At 36.8% G+C, this 15,418-nt stretch carries 16 protein-coding genes; 7 read left to right on the forward strand and 9 right to left on the reverse strand.

Going from position 1 to position 15,418, the window contains the following annotated elements:
* Positions 1-29 precede the first annotated feature (29 nt).
* Positions 30-464 (reverse strand): lipocalin family protein, encoded by a 435-nt coding sequence (locus AO058_RS09770; protein ID WP_075326276.1) that lies wholly within the window; start codon positions 462-464, stop codon positions 30-32.
* Positions 465-625: 161 nt separating this feature from the next.
* Here AO058_RS09770 and AO058_RS09775 point away from each other — a divergent pair, with 161 nt between their 5' ends.
* Positions 626-1,369, forward strand: a complete 744-nt coding sequence (locus AO058_RS09775; protein WP_075326277.1) for a DUF6503 family protein — start codon at positions 626-628, stop codon at positions 1,367-1,369.
* 130 nt (positions 1,370-1,499) lie between these two features.
* Positions 1,500-2,885 (forward strand): NAD-dependent succinate-semialdehyde dehydrogenase, encoded by a 1,386-nt coding sequence (locus tag AO058_RS09780; RefSeq protein WP_075326278.1) that lies wholly within the window; start codon positions 1,500-1,502, stop codon positions 2,883-2,885.
* A 61-nt stretch (positions 2,886-2,946) separates the two neighbouring features.
* Here the strand turns inward: AO058_RS09780 and AO058_RS09785 are convergent, their stop codons facing one another.
* Together AO058_RS09785 and AO058_RS09790 are read right to left on the reverse strand one after the other, a co-directional pair.
* Entirely contained in the window at positions 2,947-3,489 is a 543-nt protein-coding gene (locus AO058_RS09785) for a SixA phosphatase family protein (RefSeq protein ID WP_075326279.1), read from the reverse strand.
* Positions 3,490-3,491: 2 nt separating this feature from the next.
* Entirely contained in the window at positions 3,492-4,586 is a 1,095-nt protein-coding gene (locus AO058_RS09790; protein WP_075326280.1) for an esterase-like activity of phytase family protein, read from the reverse strand.
* Between the two features lie 119 nt (positions 4,587-4,705).
* Here AO058_RS09790 and AO058_RS09795 point away from each other — a divergent pair, with 119 nt between their 5' ends.
* Positions 4,706-4,891, forward strand: coding sequence for a CsbD family protein (locus AO058_RS09795; protein WP_075326281.1), 186 nt, complete (start codon positions 4,706-4,708; stop codon positions 4,889-4,891).
* Positions 4,892-4,963: 72 nt separating this feature from the next.
* Here the strand turns inward: AO058_RS09795 and clpB are convergent, their stop codons facing one another.
* A complete protein-coding gene (gene clpB / locus AO058_RS09800) occupies positions 4,964-7,570 on the reverse strand; it encodes an ATP-dependent chaperone ClpB (protein ID WP_075326282.1) in 2,607 nt (868 codons plus the stop codon).
* Between the two features lie 181 nt (positions 7,571-7,751).
* Between clpB and ytxJ the strand changes: the two genes are divergently transcribed.
* Together ytxJ and AO058_RS09810 are read left to right on the forward strand one after the other, a co-directional pair.
* Positions 7,752-8,141 carry a bacillithiol system redox-active protein YtxJ gene (ytxJ, locus tag AO058_RS09805; RefSeq protein ID WP_075326283.1) on the forward strand — a complete coding sequence of 130 codons (390 nt, stop codon included), beginning with the start codon at positions 7,752-7,754 and terminating at the stop codon, positions 8,139-8,141.
* A 92-nt stretch (positions 8,142-8,233) separates the two neighbouring features.
* Positions 8,234-8,482, forward strand: a complete 249-nt coding sequence (locus tag AO058_RS09810; RefSeq protein ID WP_075326284.1) for a hypothetical protein — start codon at positions 8,234-8,236, stop codon at positions 8,480-8,482.
* Between the two features lie 105 nt (positions 8,483-8,587).
* Here the strand turns inward: AO058_RS09810 and AO058_RS09815 are convergent, their stop codons facing one another.
* From AO058_RS09815 to AO058_RS09825, 4 genes are all read right to left on the reverse strand, one after another.
* The gene (locus tag AO058_RS09815; RefSeq protein ID WP_232228818.1) at positions 8,588-9,463 is read right to left on the reverse strand and encodes a DUF748 domain-containing protein; all 876 of its coding nucleotides are present in this window, start codon (positions 9,461-9,463) and stop codon (positions 8,588-8,590) included.
* A 5-nt stretch (positions 9,464-9,468) separates the two neighbouring features.
* Positions 9,469-9,681 carry a hypothetical protein gene (locus AO058_RS18675; RefSeq protein WP_232228819.1) on the reverse strand — a complete coding sequence of 71 codons (213 nt, stop codon included), beginning with the start codon at positions 9,679-9,681 and terminating at the stop codon, positions 9,469-9,471.
* A gap of 82 nt (positions 9,682-9,763) precedes the next feature.
* A complete protein-coding gene (locus tag AO058_RS09820; RefSeq protein ID WP_075326285.1) occupies positions 9,764-10,636 on the reverse strand; it encodes an aldose 1-epimerase family protein in 873 nt (290 codons plus the stop codon).
* An 8-nt stretch (positions 10,637-10,644) separates the two neighbouring features.
* A complete protein-coding gene (locus tag AO058_RS09825; protein WP_075326286.1) occupies positions 10,645-11,994 on the reverse strand; it encodes a DEAD/DEAH box helicase in 1,350 nt (449 codons plus the stop codon).
* A 353-nt stretch (positions 11,995-12,347) separates the two neighbouring features.
* Between AO058_RS09825 and AO058_RS09830 the strand changes: the two genes are divergently transcribed.
* Entirely contained in the window at positions 12,348-12,884 is a 537-nt protein-coding gene (locus tag AO058_RS09830; protein WP_075326287.1) for an NADPH-dependent FMN reductase, read from the forward strand.
* 2 nt (positions 12,885-12,886) lie between these two features.
* Here AO058_RS09830 and AO058_RS09835 read toward each other — a convergent pair whose 3' ends face one another.
* Entirely contained in the window at positions 12,887-13,837 is a 951-nt protein-coding gene (locus AO058_RS09835) for a sterol desaturase family protein (protein ID WP_075326288.1), read from the reverse strand.
* Positions 13,838-14,050: 213 nt separating this feature from the next.
* On the opposite strand from AO058_RS09835, the gene pabB reads away from it, so the two are divergent.
* Positions 14,051-15,355 carry an aminodeoxychorismate synthase component I gene (gene pabB, locus AO058_RS09840; RefSeq protein ID WP_075326289.1) on the forward strand — a complete coding sequence of 435 codons (1,305 nt, stop codon included), beginning with the start codon at positions 14,051-14,053 and terminating at the stop codon, positions 15,353-15,355.
* Positions 15,356-15,418: the final 63 nt, after the last annotated feature.

Consider the following 15,418-nt stretch of genomic DNA (forward strand, 5'->3'; position numbering starts at 1 on the left):
TTTATATCGAATTTCCGTTGGATTAGCCGTTATTCCCTTGTAAACCTCTGTTGTACCACTTCTTCTTCCCCGTCATCATCAACATCATCCATTCCTTCTACGAGGAGCGTTTCAGAATTTAGGGTAACAATATCCATAACAACCACATCATTTCCAGAAACGGTAAGACTAATGGTGTTACCAGTCGCGGTGTATGTTCCTTCCTCATCAACGTCTTCTTCACAACCCCATATATCAATCTGTCTGTAAGTTCCGTCTTCGTTGAATTCAACATAATCCTTACCGCAATCTTCGTGGTCGTTATAAGGTGTTTCTTCACCTTCAACAATTAGAGCGTCTATATACCAGATGCCCAGTAATTCTTCATTAATTTGCGGTGTTTCATTTGGTGAATCATCATCTGTGTCACAGGCTGTGAATAATCCAAAGCTTAAAAATGCTAAAAGTAAAATTTGTTTTTTCATAGGTGTATTTAGTTTGAAGCCGCAAAATAGTAAAATGAAAATGAAATAAGGAAAATCACAACTGCTATGTGTGACTAATGTTACCCGTCAATTCATCATTTTATTTACCTTTGCAAACCATTTTGTTATCTCAACAGCCTGTAATCTTTATAATTTTTAAGATGAAAAAATACTTTTTAGGAGCACTTATTATAGCACTCACTTTTGCATGTAATTCTAATGAAGAAACTGCGCAGCAAATTATAGATAAAGCCATTGAAAATGCAGGCGGAGAAAATTATAAAAAGGCCGAAATAAGTTTCGATTTTAGAAAAGGTTCCTATAGCAGTAGTAGAAAAGGTGGGAAATTTGAATTAGAGCGCATCCTGGCCGATTCTACCGGCACCCAATACCGGGACGTAGTAAAGAATGAAGGTTTTACCCGTTATTACAAAGATACCGCAGTACAACTTTCAGATTCTATGAAAAACGTTTATGCAAATTCAGTGAATTCGGTTCATTATTTTGTGCAGCTGCCTTTTGGTTTAAATGATGCCGCAGTAAATAAAGAATTAATAGGAAAAGACACCATTAACGATAAAGAATATTATGAAATAAAGGTTACTTTTAATGCAGAAGGTGGTGGTACAGATCACGAAGATGTTTATATGTATTGGATTAATACCCAAAATTACCACATAGATTATCTTGCATATAGTTTTGAAGTTAATGAGGGCGGGTTGCGATTTAGAAAGGCTTACAACCCCAGAACTATAGAGGGCATTCGGTTTGTAGATTATGAGAATTACAAAACCGATGATTTGGATACTCCTCTAAATGAACTAGATGATCTTTACGAAGCCCGGCAACTGGAATTACTCTCCAAAATTGAAAACAGAAATATAGAAGTCAATCTTTTGAATTAAATTCTGAAGAATATTCTTACGCACACCTGTTAATTCTTCCTAATTAACGTGTTGTTTTAAAAGCTTTAACAACGCCTTAGTTCACATTCTTTGCCTCAGTTCATAACTTTAAATTTCCAAAAAAATAGTTATGAAAGAGAAAACATTGAAAACCATTAACCCGGCCACGGGTAAAGAATTAGACACTTACGAATATTTTACAGACCAGGAAGCAAAAGATGCCGTGGAAGAATGTCACCAGGCATTTTTAAAATGGCGTGAAAAATCTCCAAAACAAAGAGCTGAGGTAATTAAAGCAATAGGGGAGAAGCTAACCGAATACAAAGCCGAATTGGTAAAATTAATGACTGCCGAAATGGGTAAATTACTCAAGCAAGGAGAACAGGAAATTGATCTTTGTGCAGGAATTTGTGAATGGACAGCAGCCAATGGTCCCGAAAATTTAAAAGATGAAGAACGTGAGTTGCCAGATGGCGGTCGCGGAATAATCACTTACTCACCTATTGGAGTAATCTACGGAATCCAACCCTGGAATTTCCCCGCTTACCAGGTAATTAGATATACAATTGCCAACCTTATGGCTGGAAATGGAGTTTTACTGAAACACGCTGAAAGTGTGACCGGTTCAGGATTACTTCTCGAAAAAATATTTAAAGAAGCCGGTTTGCCCAAAGACCTTTTTAAAGTGCTTTTAATAGACCACGACCAGTCAGATTCTATAATTGAACACGATCTTGTGAGGGGTGTAACCTTAACCGGAAGCCCGGGAGCCGGGAAAATAATTGGTGAAAAAGCAGGCGCTAACCTTAAGAAAACTGTTTTGGAACTCGGTTCTAATGATGCTTATTTAGTACTTGAAGATGCCGATATTAAGAAAGCTGTGGAATGGTGCGTAAAAGGTAGAGTTTATAATAATGGCGAAACCTGTGTGGCTGCCAAAAGATTTGTGGTTACCGAGAAAGTCTACGATGAATTTAAAGAAGCTTTTGTAGAAAAGATGAAGAATTTAAAAGCTGGAGATCCAACCAGTGATGAGAGCGACCTTGGGCCAATGGCACGAGAAGATCTTCGCGAAGAATTGCACGAACAGGTTGAAGACAGTGTGAAGAAAGGAGCGGCAGTACTGTGCGGCGGTAAAATTCCCGATGGTGATGGCTTTTATTATCCTGCTACCGTTTTGGCAAACGTAAAGCCGGGCCAACCTGCTTACGACGATGAACTTTTTGGACCCGTGGCTTCGTTGATAAAAGCTAAAGATGATGAAGATGCAATGCGAATTGCTAATGATAGCCGTTTTGGACTTGGAGGGGGAATTTTCTCTGAAGATGTAGATAAGGCCGTAGAATTGGCCAGTAAGCACTTTGATACCGGGATGGTATTTATTAATTCATTCGGGCTTGCACAACCAAATATGCCTTTTGGCGGAGTGAAAAATTCAGGTTACGGCCGTGAACACGGTGGCTTCGGACTTAAAGAATTTGTAAACGCCAAAGCGATTAATATTCTAAACGGATAATTTTTCGTAATAATTATATAAAAATGTAGTTTGAAAGCTTTTAGTTTTTAAACTACATTTTTTAATTCACATATAAAACTTGTGAAGTTCTTGAATCGTCTGGATGTACGGTTACTATAAATAAACTACCGTAAACTTTTTCATCAATATCCTGGTATTTTTTTCTTCCTAAGATGTAATTTACCCATTCGGGGTTTAGGTTGCTATGCCCAACTACCAAAACTGTTTTATTTTTTGTGTTTTTCTGAAAATCTTTATCGTTTAATTTTTCTGTATTGTAGAACTTAACCTCTTTGTTTTTAGCTTCAGCTATAGGCCGGGCGGTATTTAAGGTTCTTTTGTATTCTGAACTATATATAAGATCAAAATCTATATCTTTAAAGGTTTTTACCCAATCCTGGGTTCTTTTTTCACCTGTTTCGGTTAATTCGGGGTCTTCGTTTTGAGCATCTGTGGTATCCTTTTCAGCATGCCGAATAAAATAATAGGTGGTAATTGCTTCTGAAGGATCTTTGGCAGCTTCCATAATTTCCTCTGGTTCTTTATCTTCAAAATTGCAGGAGGTTAAAAAAATAAGACTCAAAACTAAAAGATATGGTTTCATATTTATTTTATTTCCAGTTCTAAAAGAATAAACTGCGTAATTTGATCACTAAAGCTACTAAAATTATCGTCTGAAACCAGCAACAAAGATTTTTTTCCGTTTAGTAAATCGGGGCCAAAGGTCATTCCTTCAATATTATCTATAGTTTCCTCGGTGAGGAAATTTTTAACCGATTTAAAATCGAAAACCAGTCTTTTTTCAGCATACTGGTAATTAGATTTACGAAGATTTTCCAGTGCTAAAGTATTGGTAGCTTCTGAAGCATCTACATCAAAAATCTTGACCGTATTCCCGTTAGAGCCATACCCGGCAGAATAAGCGCGTTCCAGAACAAGAAATTTATCTTCAGCATATTCCAAAATTTCGGTAACCCCATTTACAGCAAACCAGTTAATTGGAAACTTTGAAATTCCGTCTAATTTATATGCGAATTGTCGTTCTGGCTTTTGCGTATTTTTATTGTATTTGGTAATTCTTACCGGCGAGTTTGTAGCATAGATTTTAGGTTTAGGACCATCTTTTTCCAGTGGAAGTTCCATTGCTACCCAATAAGCTTTTTTATCAAAACTTTCGGCTAAACCTTCAAAAACTCCATTATTTCTGGGTTTTTGTTCTCCCGAAGCTTTAAAATATTCCGGAATTTCGTAAGCTGATAAAAATTCTCCCTTGGTAGAAATATGAAAAACGGAGGGATCTTTCCCATTTTGAATAGAACCTTCGGCTGATAATACTAATTCATTTTTTTCAGCATCAAATCTAAACCCTTCTAGATCGGGCGTGTGTTGTTTGTAAAACTCATGGTTTCTATTCAATTTAATAACTTCAGTAATTAAAACTGTGTCTATAGATCGGTTCAACAAGGGAATTTCAGCTTTATAAACTCGCGGATTGGAAGCCTGGTCGCAAACAAGGTAATAACTGCCATTGTGAAAATCTATACCTGAAAGTCCGCCCACTATGGTGCCTTCAACTTCAAGATTTTGCGGGAGTACCACATCGTCTAAATAGCGCAATTTAATATTTGAATTGTCAATATTTTTTGTTGTAGCGCAGCCAAAAAAGCTTACAGCCACCAGGAGTAAAAGGAGTCTTTTCATCAAGGTATTTTAGCTTCAAAAATAACAAATCCTTAAGAGAAATATGGGAGTTTATTGAGAGTTTAAGCTGGCTTCATATTGTAAATTGAAATTATTATTAACACCTAAAACCATATATTATGAATAATGATCAGTTAGAAGGAAAGTGGAAACAAGTTAGAGGTCAGTTTAAGCAAAAGTATGGTGATGTGACCGATGATGATACCACTTATTCTGAAGGAAAATTCGATGAAATGCTTGGTCGTTTACAGGAAAAAACTGGTAAGACTAAGGAAGAATTAAAAAGAGAAATTGATAGTATGTAATTTGCAACTATGAAAAAGAGAAAAGGCTGGATAAATTTTTATCCAGCCTTTTTTTTTGATTTTCATCTAAAATTATTCGGTTTCTACCGGGTTGGTTTCATTTCTAAATACCAACTCCTCGTTAAACTCATCTATTAGAATAATACTGTCGGTTTTAATATTTCCCGCGAGAATTTCTTTAGATAGCTTATTTAAAACTTCCCGCTGAACTACTCTTTTTACCGGCCTTGCGCCAAACTGTGGATCAAAACCGCGACTGGCAAGGAAACTAATTGCTTCATCTGTAGCATCAAGAACAATGTGCTGTTTTTCAAGCATTTTCTTCACCTCTTTAAGCTGAAGTGAAACAATTTTCCTGATATCTTTTTGCGTTAAAGGACTAAACATTATAATATCGTCTATCCTATTTATAAATTCTGGTCTTACGTTTTGCTTCAATAACGCCAGAACTTCAGTTTTTGCAGATTCCATTGCGGTATCCAGGTCTTTCATATTTTCATATTTATCCTGAATAATATGGCTTCCCATATTGGAAGTCATAATAATAATGGTGTTTTTAAAATCGGCCAGGCGTCCTTTATTATCGGTTAGCCTTCCTTCATCCAGCACTTGCAATAAGATATTGAAAGTATCTGGGTGGGCTTTTTCAATTTCATCTAAAAGCACCACGGAATAAGGTTTTCTTCGCACTGCCTCGGTAAGCTGGCCACCTTCGTCATAACCTACATACCCTGGAGGCGCTCCTACCAAACGACTCACAGAATGCCTTTCCTGGTATTCACTCATATCAATACGTGTCATTGCAGATTCATCATCGAATAAGTATTCTGCAAGCGCTTTAGCCAGCTCGGTTTTTCCAACTCCCGTGGTTCCAAGAAACAAGAAAGAACCAATTGGCCGTTTTTGATCCTGTAAACCAGCCCGGCTTCTTCGTACCGCATCACTTACAGCAATTATGGCTTCTTCCTGTCCAACCACACGTTTATGTAATTCGTCTTCAAGTTTTAATAACTTTTCACGATCGCTTTGCAACATTTTAGTCACCGGGATTCCGGTCCATTTTGCCACAACTTCAGCAATATCTTCGTTGGTTACTTCTTCCTGGATAAGTGATTTTTCATTCTGATTCTCGGTTACGGTTTTTTGCAATTCTTCCAGCTTCTCCTGGGCTTCTTTGATCTTTCCGTAGCGAATTTCGGCTACTTTCCCGTAATCGCCTTCACGCTCTGCACGTTCTGCTTCAACTTTAAAGTTTTCAATATCAGATTTTAAATTCTGAATATTATCTACCACGCCCTTTTCATTCTGCCAGCGCGCGTGCAACTCGTTTCGCTCTTCTTTTAGGTTTGCCAGTTCAGCCCGTAGTATTTTTAGCTTATTTTCATCTTTTTCGCGTTTTATTGCTTCAATTTCAATCTCCAGCTGCATAATTCTTCTATCCAGAACATCGAGTTCTTCGGGTTTAGAATTAATCTCCATCCGTAGTTTTGATGCCGCTTCATCCATTAAATCAATGGCTTTATCGGGCAAGAAGCGGTTGGTAATATAACGCTGAGATAATTCTACCGCGGCAATAATTGCTTCGTCTTTTATTCTAACCTTGTGGTGAGTTTCATATTTTTCTTTAATTCCGCGTAAAATAGAAATTGCACTTTCAGTATCTGGTTCATTTACAATAACTTTCTGAAACCTTCTTTCCAGGGCTTTGTCTTTTTCAAAATATTTTTGATACTCATCTAAAGTAGTGGCACCAATAGCACGCAATTCTCCACGAGCCAAAGCAGGTTTTAAAATATTCGCGGCATCCATAGCGCCCTGGCCGCCACCGGCACCCACAAGCGTATGAATTTCATCTATAAAAAGCACGATATTCCCATCACTGGAAGTTACTTCTTTAATAACTGCTTTAAGGCGTTCTTCAAACTCTCCTTTATATTTTGCCCCGGCTATAAGCGCTCCCATATCCAGGTTATAAATCACCTTATTTTTGAGGTTATCTGGAACATCGCCGGCAATAATTCTATGTGCCAAACCTTCGGCAATTGCCGTTTTACCGGTTCCCGGCTCTCCAACCAGCATTGGGTTGTTTTTAGTTCTTCGGGAAAGGATTTGCAAAATTCTACGAATTTCTTCGTCACGGCCAATTACAGGATCCAGTTTTCCTTCTTCGGCCATTCGGTTTAAATTATTGGCGTATTTATCTAAAGAATTATAGGTTTCTTCTGCGCTTTGTGAAGTTACACGATCACCTTTTCGTAATTCTTCTATTGCTGCTTTTAAAGATTTCTCAGTCGCGCCCTGGTCTTTTAAGATCTGGGCTACTTTACTGGAAGATTTAAAAATTGCGAGAATAAGATGCTCAATAGAAACATATTCGTCATTCATCTTCTTAGCGATTGTAGAAGCTTCGTTAACTGCTTTTCCTGCTTCGCGTGAGAGAATAATATCGCCTCCGCTTACTTTGGGAAAACTCTGTAAGGTTTTATCTAAAATTTCGTTGAAGAGGTTGACGTTTATGTTTAATTTTTTCAATAGAAAAGGCGCTACATTTTCGTCTACAATACTTATTGCTTTAAAAATGTGTTCATTTTCAATTTGCTGATGGCCTAACTCCTGAGCAAGTTGTTGTGCCTGCTGGATGGCCTCCTGGGATTTTATGGTAAAATTATTAAAATTCATAGTCGTTTATTTTTTGAATGAATAGAGCAATTGATATACCATTAAAAAATTAAGACAAAATGGCTGTTATTATTCAGAAATTAACGCCAAATTGACACTTGGGTTAAAGTTTTGAAAATAATTTTGATTTGAGAAGGAGATTAAATTTATTAAGAATTAATTTTATACGAAAGAAATAACTATGGGATTACTAGATAAAATTTTTAAAAGTGATGGGGATGAAGCGAAAGAAAAAGCTGAATTTCCCTGGACAGATTTAACCGATAAAGACCAAATTACCATTGCGAAGGAAGAATCTAAAGAAAGAACGATAGGAATTTTTAAGCATTCCACCAGTTGTGGAATTAGTAAAATGGTGTTGAGGAATTTTGAAAGGGAATATGAAGAAAATGAAAATACGAAACTTTATTTTCTGGATCTAAGAAAGCATCGTGACGTTTCTAACGCGGTGGCCGATGAGTTGAGTGTGAGACACGAAAGTCCGCAGTTAATTATTCTGCAAAATGAAGAAGTAGTGCACCATGCTTCTCACCAGGATATTGATGCCACAAAATTGAAGGATTTATCCTAAAAAATAAATTCTTGTTAAAACTGCCAGTAAGCTGAGTTTGATGAAATTCCATTTGTATCTTTTATCTACAAAAACCAATAAATTAAACTGTAATGGCTAAGAAGGAAGATATTAAAAAAATGGAGGAGAACTGGGAGTCTTTAAAAAAGGAGGATAAAAACCGGGAGCAGGAAGAATTCCGTGATCTTAAGCAAAAAGAACGCGATAGGGATAAAAGCAAATCCAAGAAGCAACCGAATAAAGAAGATTCTACAAAAATTGGGAAAGCTAATGCCCGTGAAGAGCGCGAGTTTATGGATCAAACCCAGAAAGAGAAAACGGCAAATAAAGATAAATTGTAGAGGCCTTAGAATACTTTATATTTAGTTCAAAATTTTATAAGACCTGCCCAGATTATTCAATGGAGCAGGTCTTGCATTTCATTTTTTCAGGAAAACGATTAAGAGTTATTCTTTTGCACTTTCCTGTTTTGCATCTTCAAACTTAATATCGGCGTCTATAGATCCTTTGAAAGCTTCAATCCAGGCATTCTTAAAGATATTTAAGACTGTTGTCCAAACGCCAGATTCAACATTATTTAGGTCTCCTTCTAAAGGAACACGGGTGGCCAAAGTATCAGTGCCCTGGTTTTTGAGAGCGAACTTTAAAAAACCGACAAAACCTTCCCATAACTTCTTGAAAATTCCGCCATCATCATCTTTTTCAATAAGCTTAGTGTTAATCAACATGGGTTTTATATAACCTTTCAGAAATCCATTGGCTATAGCAAGTTCACTGTATAATTCAAAGGTTCCACTTTCAAAATCCACTCCCGCGTAGCGGCGGGTAATTTCGTTTAACGATGTAGCCTCAGCTTTTTTTAGACTAAATTCCATATCCATATCGGGAATTTGTTTTAGTAAATTTAGATTTCCATGAATTCCTACATCGCCACCGCCCATAGAAACAGCATTGGCCCATAAATGGGAAGGAAGTTCTTTTTCCCTGTCTACAACATTGCTAAGATTATGTGCTTTTAAACTAATTTTTTCTAAAAACAAACTAATTTGAGGCTCTGTAGATACTTCTACAAAATTCGCAGTTCCGTTATGTACTACAAAATGGTTTATATCTATAGGTACTAAATTGGTGAGAGCTTTAGTCCAGTCTTCAACATCTGCTTCATCTTTCTTTTCCTGGTTTTCAAAAATGTAGTTGAAATTAGGATCTTGCATCTCAATTTCACTCACAATTTTGCCTTTAAACAAAGAGCGCCAATCTATTGAAATATCACTATAAGGAAAGTCTAACAGCGGTTTTTCTCCCTGGGAGTTTTCTTCCATTAAGATTAACCTTCAATTTGGTAAGCGCCACGCCAAAGAGAAAGATCAACATCTGAAACACTACCTTCATAGCCCGGAATATTATTGAGGGTTTTAGTAACATAATTTTCTAAAATATAGGGAAGTGCAATCCTACCAATAATCAATAGCACGACGATAAGAACTGGTAAGACATACCTTTTTTTAGTGTACTTTTTTCTTTTCTCATTTTTACTCATGCCCAGAAGTTTATGCTAAAATGAGATTAAAAATCAGTATGTTAAGTTAAAAAATTTTTAAAAATGCATCAGCAAAAAAAAGCTAAGGAATATTAACCGTATAGGACGCTTCAAAAGTTTTATTGGCTTCTAGAATTTCAATCCCTTCTTTGGTTTTTAGGTTTTGATCGGTGCCCTCAATATCGGCAATTCCTAGCCAGGGTTCAATGCAAACATAGGGTGCGCCCGGTTTAGCCCAAATTCCCAGGTTTTTAAAATCTGAATATTCTACTGATAAAATTGCACCAGAATTTTTACTTTTTAATGCAACTTTTTTAGACCTAATATTTTTGAAAATCAGTGCGTCTTTGGCAAAAAGCTCTTTATGTAGTCTAATTTTATCTTCGTTGTCTAATATTCCCTCGGTGTTATAACTTACCAGTCCATTTTTGCTTAAAACATGGGTTCGTAAGTCCATTTTTTGATCAAATTCCAGGTAATAATCTTCGTAAACTTCATTTTTACTAATAGGAGTATTAAACGCAGGATGCCCGCCCAGTGAAAAATAAAGGGGTTTTTCGTCTAAATTGAAAACTTGATGTTTAATTTTCAGGCTTTTTTCATCCAGAATAAATGAGATTTCAAACCTAAATTTAAATGGATAAATTTCTAAAGTTTTTTCTGAATATTCCAGTTGAAATGCTAAAGAATTTGAAGTTTTTTCCTTGAATTTAATTTCTTCATTATACCTAATAAACCCGTGTTTAGGCATTTTATAAGTTTTTCCGTCAAAAATATATTCCCCGTTTTTTAAGACACCAATTACTGGAAACAAATTAGGCGCCTGGCTTGCCCAAAATTCAGGATTTCCCTGCCATAAATGTTCTATTCCGGTTTCCAGGTTTTTAAGGCTGGATATTTCTGCGCCAATGGAATTTACGTTAATACTTAAGAACTCGTTCTGTAACTCGTGCATTTCAACAATTATTTTTTCTTTCTCCTGTTCGCATTTTTATCCCCGCGAGTTTTTGGCTTTTTATACTTTTTGGCAATTTCTCTTCGGTAAGATCCGCCAAGATTCTCTTTCCTGTTTTTTTCTTTCTTCTCGTGAAAAGCAGGGCCGGGAGCGTTTTCGTCCTTATTTTTCCCCGGGTTATTAATTTCAAAAACCTTAGGTTGCTCTTCCGGAATTAATTCTGAAGAAATTTCAATTTCCGCAGGTAATTCTTCCTGCGGAACTTCCATTTTCATCAGAGCTTCAATTTTTTCAAGTGATTCCAATTCAGCTTCCGTAGTCATTAATATCGAATTCCCTTCCTTTTCGGCCCTTCCGGTACGGCCAATTCGGTGCATATAATTTTCAGGATATTTTGGCGTATCAAAATTGATCACGTGGCTTACCGATTCAATATCAAGTCCACGAGCCATAACATCGGTTGCAACTAAAATTCGGCAAAATCCGCTGCCAAATTGTTTGATACTACGCAAACGATAATTTTGGGTTTTATTGGAATGAATAACCGTGCATTCATCATGGAAATACTGTTCTAATTCCGGGTAAAGTCGGTCGGCCATTCTTTTATAAGCCACAAAGATCAAGACCTTGGAGTAGGTTTCTTTATCGGCTAAAAGATGTTTTAGTAAATTTACTTTAGTATAGAAGTTCGGGATTTTATAACCGGTTTGTTTAATATTATCAAGGGGCGTTCCACTGGCAGCGACAGAAATAGTTTGCGGACTTTTAAAATTAGCCTCGATTAGATTTTCAACATTTTCAGTAATTGTTGCTGAAAACATAATGTTTTGTCGGTTCTGCGGAAGCAATTCAAAGATATTATTGATCTGAAATTTAAAACCCAGGTCTAACATCACATCTACTTCATCTATCACTAATTTTTGAATAGATTTTAACTGAAGCGCGCGTCTAAGTACAAGATCGTACAATCTTCCCGGTGTGGCTACCACAATATCCTGGCCCTGTAAAAGCGATTGATGCTGCGTGTTCATATTTACACCACCATAAATACCGGTGATACGAACATTCATATAAGCGGTTAGTTTTTCAATTTCTTCAACTACCTGCACCACAAGTTCGCGCGTAGGCACCAAAACCAGTACCCGCGGATTTTTTTGTTCCGAATATTTAAGCATTCGTAATATTGGAAGCATATAGGCAAAGGTTTTCCCGGTACCGGTTTGCGCGATGCCCACCATATCTTTCCCAGACATAATTGTAGAAAAAGATTCCTCTTGAATAGGTGTAGGCGTGTTAATGCCAATATCTTCCAGCGCATTGCGCAGGGGAGTGGTAATATTTAAATCCTGAAAAGTCACTAAATGAAGTTTTTATGAACCGGCAAAGTTAGTGAAACTCTAATTTAAAATTGCTCCTGGCAATTTTAAATTAGTTAGTTGAACTAATCCCGTGGCAGGACGGGAAATAATCTATAAAAGTTCTGAATTATTTTATTTTCAAAAACCGTCTTGCTGAACTTGTTTCAGCATCTAAGATGAATAAATGTAAAACTCAACTAAGACCTCCGATAGAAATCGGAGCAGGCTCTGAACCTAGTTCAGAGTGACGAGGAATTACAAACTTAGAATAAAATGAAAGCTCACAAGTTTTTCAATTCTATCAATAAGGAATCATTTCATTTATTTCGGTATTTTTGATAAAAATCATTTAGATGAAAAAGATTCTTGCCTTTACCGGTTCCAATAGTAGTACTTCCATTAATTTTCAGTTATTAACACATGTAGCTAATCGCATACAGGGGCACGAGGTGAAAGTTCAGGATTTTACCCAGTATGAATTACCAATTTATAGCGTCGATAGGGAAATGGAGAAGGGTATGCCTATAGGCGCCACCATAATTAATAATATTATTAAGGACCACGACGCATTGGTAATTGCGGTGAATGAGCATAATGGCAATGTTTCAGCTTACTTTAAAAATATAATCGATTGGCTTTCCCGATTAGACCGTAATTTCCTTGAGGGAAAAAAGATTTTATTGATCAGTACTTCTCCCGGCAAACGTGGAGCCGCATCAGCTTTAGAATATACTAAGGGGATTTTACCAAGATTTGGCGGCGAGGTGATAGAAAGCTTCAGTTTACCTTCCTTTAATGATAATTTTAAAGACGGGAAGGTGCTAAATGAAGTACTGGATATGGGAATAGAAGATGTGTTAATCACTTTTTCTCATCAACTGGAAGAATAAAATTATCTCGCTTTTTTTATATTGAATTCTTCGTTGGCCTTGCCAATACTGGACAATTCAGTTTCAGATTTCCCTGTAAGTCCCATATCTTCCTTGTGTTTGTCTACCGGGCTTCCGAATAATATAAGCCAGGCTTCTTTTAGTGATTTAGCCTTCCAGATATCCTTGCCAACCTCAATCCATTCGTGGAAAACGAGGAAAAAAGGATTGTAGGAGTTTACCGGTTTGGTAATACCATAACGGGGTTTTTCATCTTCTTCCTGGAAAGTTCCGAAAATACGATCCCAGAATATAAAAGTAGAACCATAATTTTTATCCAGATATCTTTCATTTACCGAATGGTGTACCCGGTGGTGCGAGGGCGTAGTAAAGATATACTCGATTGGCCGGGGTAATTTTTTTATTAATTCGGTATGAATCCAGAATTGATAAAGTACTTCCAGTTGATGCACAATAAAGAACACCAAGGGATGAAAGCCTAACAATACTACCGGTAAAAAGAAAATGATCTTTAAATTCTGCGTCCAGGATAATCTAAAAGAAGTTGATAAATTATAATGTTCAGAAGAATGATGAACCACGTGTGTAGACCACCAAAAACGTTGTTCGTGAGCAAATCTATGTGCCCAATACCTGCTAAAATCCAATAATATTAAACATAATACATAAGACCACCAGGTATGTGGAATTTTAAACGGCGCCAGATTAAAAAAGAAAAGGAACACCATAAAGACTCCTATTTTCATAAACCCGTTCAGGATTAAATTACCAATCCCAATGGCTGTAGAAGCCAGGAAATCTTTCCCCGAATAAAGATTTTTGTACTTTTTTCTACCAATAAGGAATTCAAGTAAAACAAAAAAGAACATAAGTGGGGCCACAACCCAAATAACAGTAGTGAAATCAAGGTTTTCTATATCGGCTAAAGTAAGTTTTTCTGAATCTGTAAACATTGAAAATATTGGATCTTTATATTGAATTTTGCGCTTGGGAGGACTTGTCTTAATATTAAACTTTTTTCCTGCGATTTCAAAAGTATTTTTAGTTAATTTTTTTCTGCTTTAATAAGGCTTTGTTTTCAATTAAATTTTTGGCAAAATCACAAAAGATTTTAAATATGTGCTACGTTAAATTGTTCTTACCTTTGCGCCCAAAATTGAAGCCAGGTGCGTACTAAACTAACTTATACTTTAGAAAAGCCGTTAAAATTCAAACAGCAACTCTTGCAATGGAGTAAGCAGTTTGAAGAAATTGCCTGGCTGGACAGCAATAATTACCATCAGGAGCATGGCGAATTTGATGCTTTGCTGGCTGTGGGCGCATTTACCGCAATAAAAACCGATTACCACCAGGCTTTTGCCACACTTCAGGAATACCAGCAAACCACTAAAGATTGGATTTTCGGTTACCTGTCTTACGATCTTAAAAATGACGTGGAAAGACTTTCTTCTAAAAACCACGACGGATTGGATTTCCCGGATCTCTATTTTTTTCAGCCTCAAAAACTATTCTTGCTGAAAGGAGACCAGTTGGAAATGCATTATTTAAATATGCTGGACGATGAAATTGAAGAAGATTTTACCGAGATTTCAAATCTATCAATAAACCAGATTGAAACCGGAAAACCGGAAACCGAAAACCCGGAATCAAAAATACAGGCTAGAATCTCTAAAGAAGAATATCTTCAAAAAGTCGAAAAAATGCTCGCTTATATCCAGCGCGGCGATATTTATGAAGCAAATTTTTGCCAGGAATTTTTTGCTGAAAATAGAGAGATTGAGCCTTTTAAAGTTTTTCAGGACCTTAATGATCTCTCGGGCCCGCCATTTGCGACTTTTCTCAAACTGGAAGAACATTATTTGCTTTCGGCTTCGCCAGAGCGCTATTTAAAGAAATCAGGATCAAAATTAATTTCCCAACCTATAAAGGGCACAGCCAGGCGCTCGCAGAATTCAGAAGAAGATATCAAAATTGCCGAGGAGCTTTCCAAAGACCCGAAGGAGCAATCTGAAAATGTGATGATCGTAGACCTGGTGCGAAATGACCTCTCTAAAATTGCGAAAATAGCCAGTGTAAATGTAGATGAACTTTGCAAGGTTTATTCCTTTAAACAAGTGCATCAAATGATTTCTACAGTTTCTGCGGAACTTGATGACGGCATTCCGCCGGTAGAAGCTTTACGAGCAACATTTCCTATGGGAAGTATGACGGGGGCGCCAAAGATTTCAGCAATGAAAATTATTGAAGAGCTGGAAGAAACAAAACGCGGACTCTACAGTGGTGCCGTGGGTTATTTTACTCCAAACGGCGATTTCGATTTTAACGTGGTTATACGCAGTATTTTATATAACTCGGCGAAAAAATATGTGTCTTTTTCGGTTGGAGGCGCAATTACTGCCGGTTCTAAACCGGAGAAAGAGTATGAGGAATGCCTGTTAAAGGCAGCCGCAATGCGGCATGCTTTAGAATAAATTTTTCAAGAATTTCAAATAATCTTGGCCAAAAAGGTATTTTAAAGTCCTCCCTTTCGGGGA

This window comes from Salegentibacter sp. T436 (genome assembly GCF_001932675.1).
Lineage (GTDB): Bacteria > Bacteroidota > Bacteroidia > Flavobacteriales > Flavobacteriaceae > Salegentibacter > Salegentibacter agarivorans.

Bases quoted from the DNA above. Each gene is read 5' to 3' on its own strand.
- ytxJ (WP_075326283.1), top strand. From the start codon at position 7,752: ATGGGATTACTAGATAAAATTTTTAAAAGTGATGGGGATGAAGCGAAA.
- AO058_RS18675 (WP_232228819.1), bottom strand. From the start codon at position 9,681: ATGAGTAAAAATGAGAAAAGAAAAAAGTACACTAAAAAAAGGTATGTC.
- AO058_RS09810 (WP_075326284.1), top strand. From the start codon at position 8,234: ATGGCTAAGAAGGAAGATATTAAAAAAATGGAGGAGAACTGGGAGTCT.
- AO058_RS09790 (WP_075326280.1), bottom strand. From the start codon at position 4,586: ATGAAAAGACTCCTTTTACTCCTGGTGGCTGTAAGCTTTTTTGGCTGC.
- AO058_RS09830 (WP_075326287.1), top strand. From the start codon at position 12,348: ATGAAAAAGATTCTTGCCTTTACCGGTTCCAATAGTAGTACTTCCATT.
- AO058_RS09785 (WP_075326279.1), bottom strand. From the start codon at position 3,489: ATGAAACCATATCTTTTAGTTTTGAGTCTTATTTTTTTAACCTCCTGC.
- AO058_RS09815 (WP_232228818.1), bottom strand. From the start codon at position 9,463: ATGGAAGAAAACTCCCAGGGAGAAAAACCGCTGTTAGACTTTCCTTAT.
- AO058_RS09770 (WP_075326276.1), bottom strand. From the start codon at position 464: ATGAAAAAACAAATTTTACTTTTAGCATTTTTAAGCTTTGGATTATTC.
- AO058_RS09835 (WP_075326288.1), bottom strand. From the start codon at position 13,837: ATGTTTACAGATTCAGAAAAACTTACTTTAGCCGATATAGAAAACCTT.
- AO058_RS09820 (WP_075326285.1), bottom strand. From the start codon at position 10,636: ATGCACGAGTTACAGAACGAGTTCTTAAGTATTAACGTAAATTCCATT.
- AO058_RS09780 (WP_075326278.1), top strand. From the start codon at position 1,500: ATGAAAGAGAAAACATTGAAAACCATTAACCCGGCCACGGGTAAAGAA.
- AO058_RS09795 (WP_075326281.1), top strand. From the start codon at position 4,706: ATGAATAATGATCAGTTAGAAGGAAAGTGGAAACAAGTTAGAGGTCAG.
- AO058_RS09775 (WP_075326277.1), top strand. From the start codon at position 626: ATGAAAAAATACTTTTTAGGAGCACTTATTATAGCACTCACTTTTGCA.
- clpB (WP_075326282.1), bottom strand. From the start codon at position 7,570: ATGAATTTTAATAATTTTACCATAAAATCCCAGGAGGCCATCCAGCAG.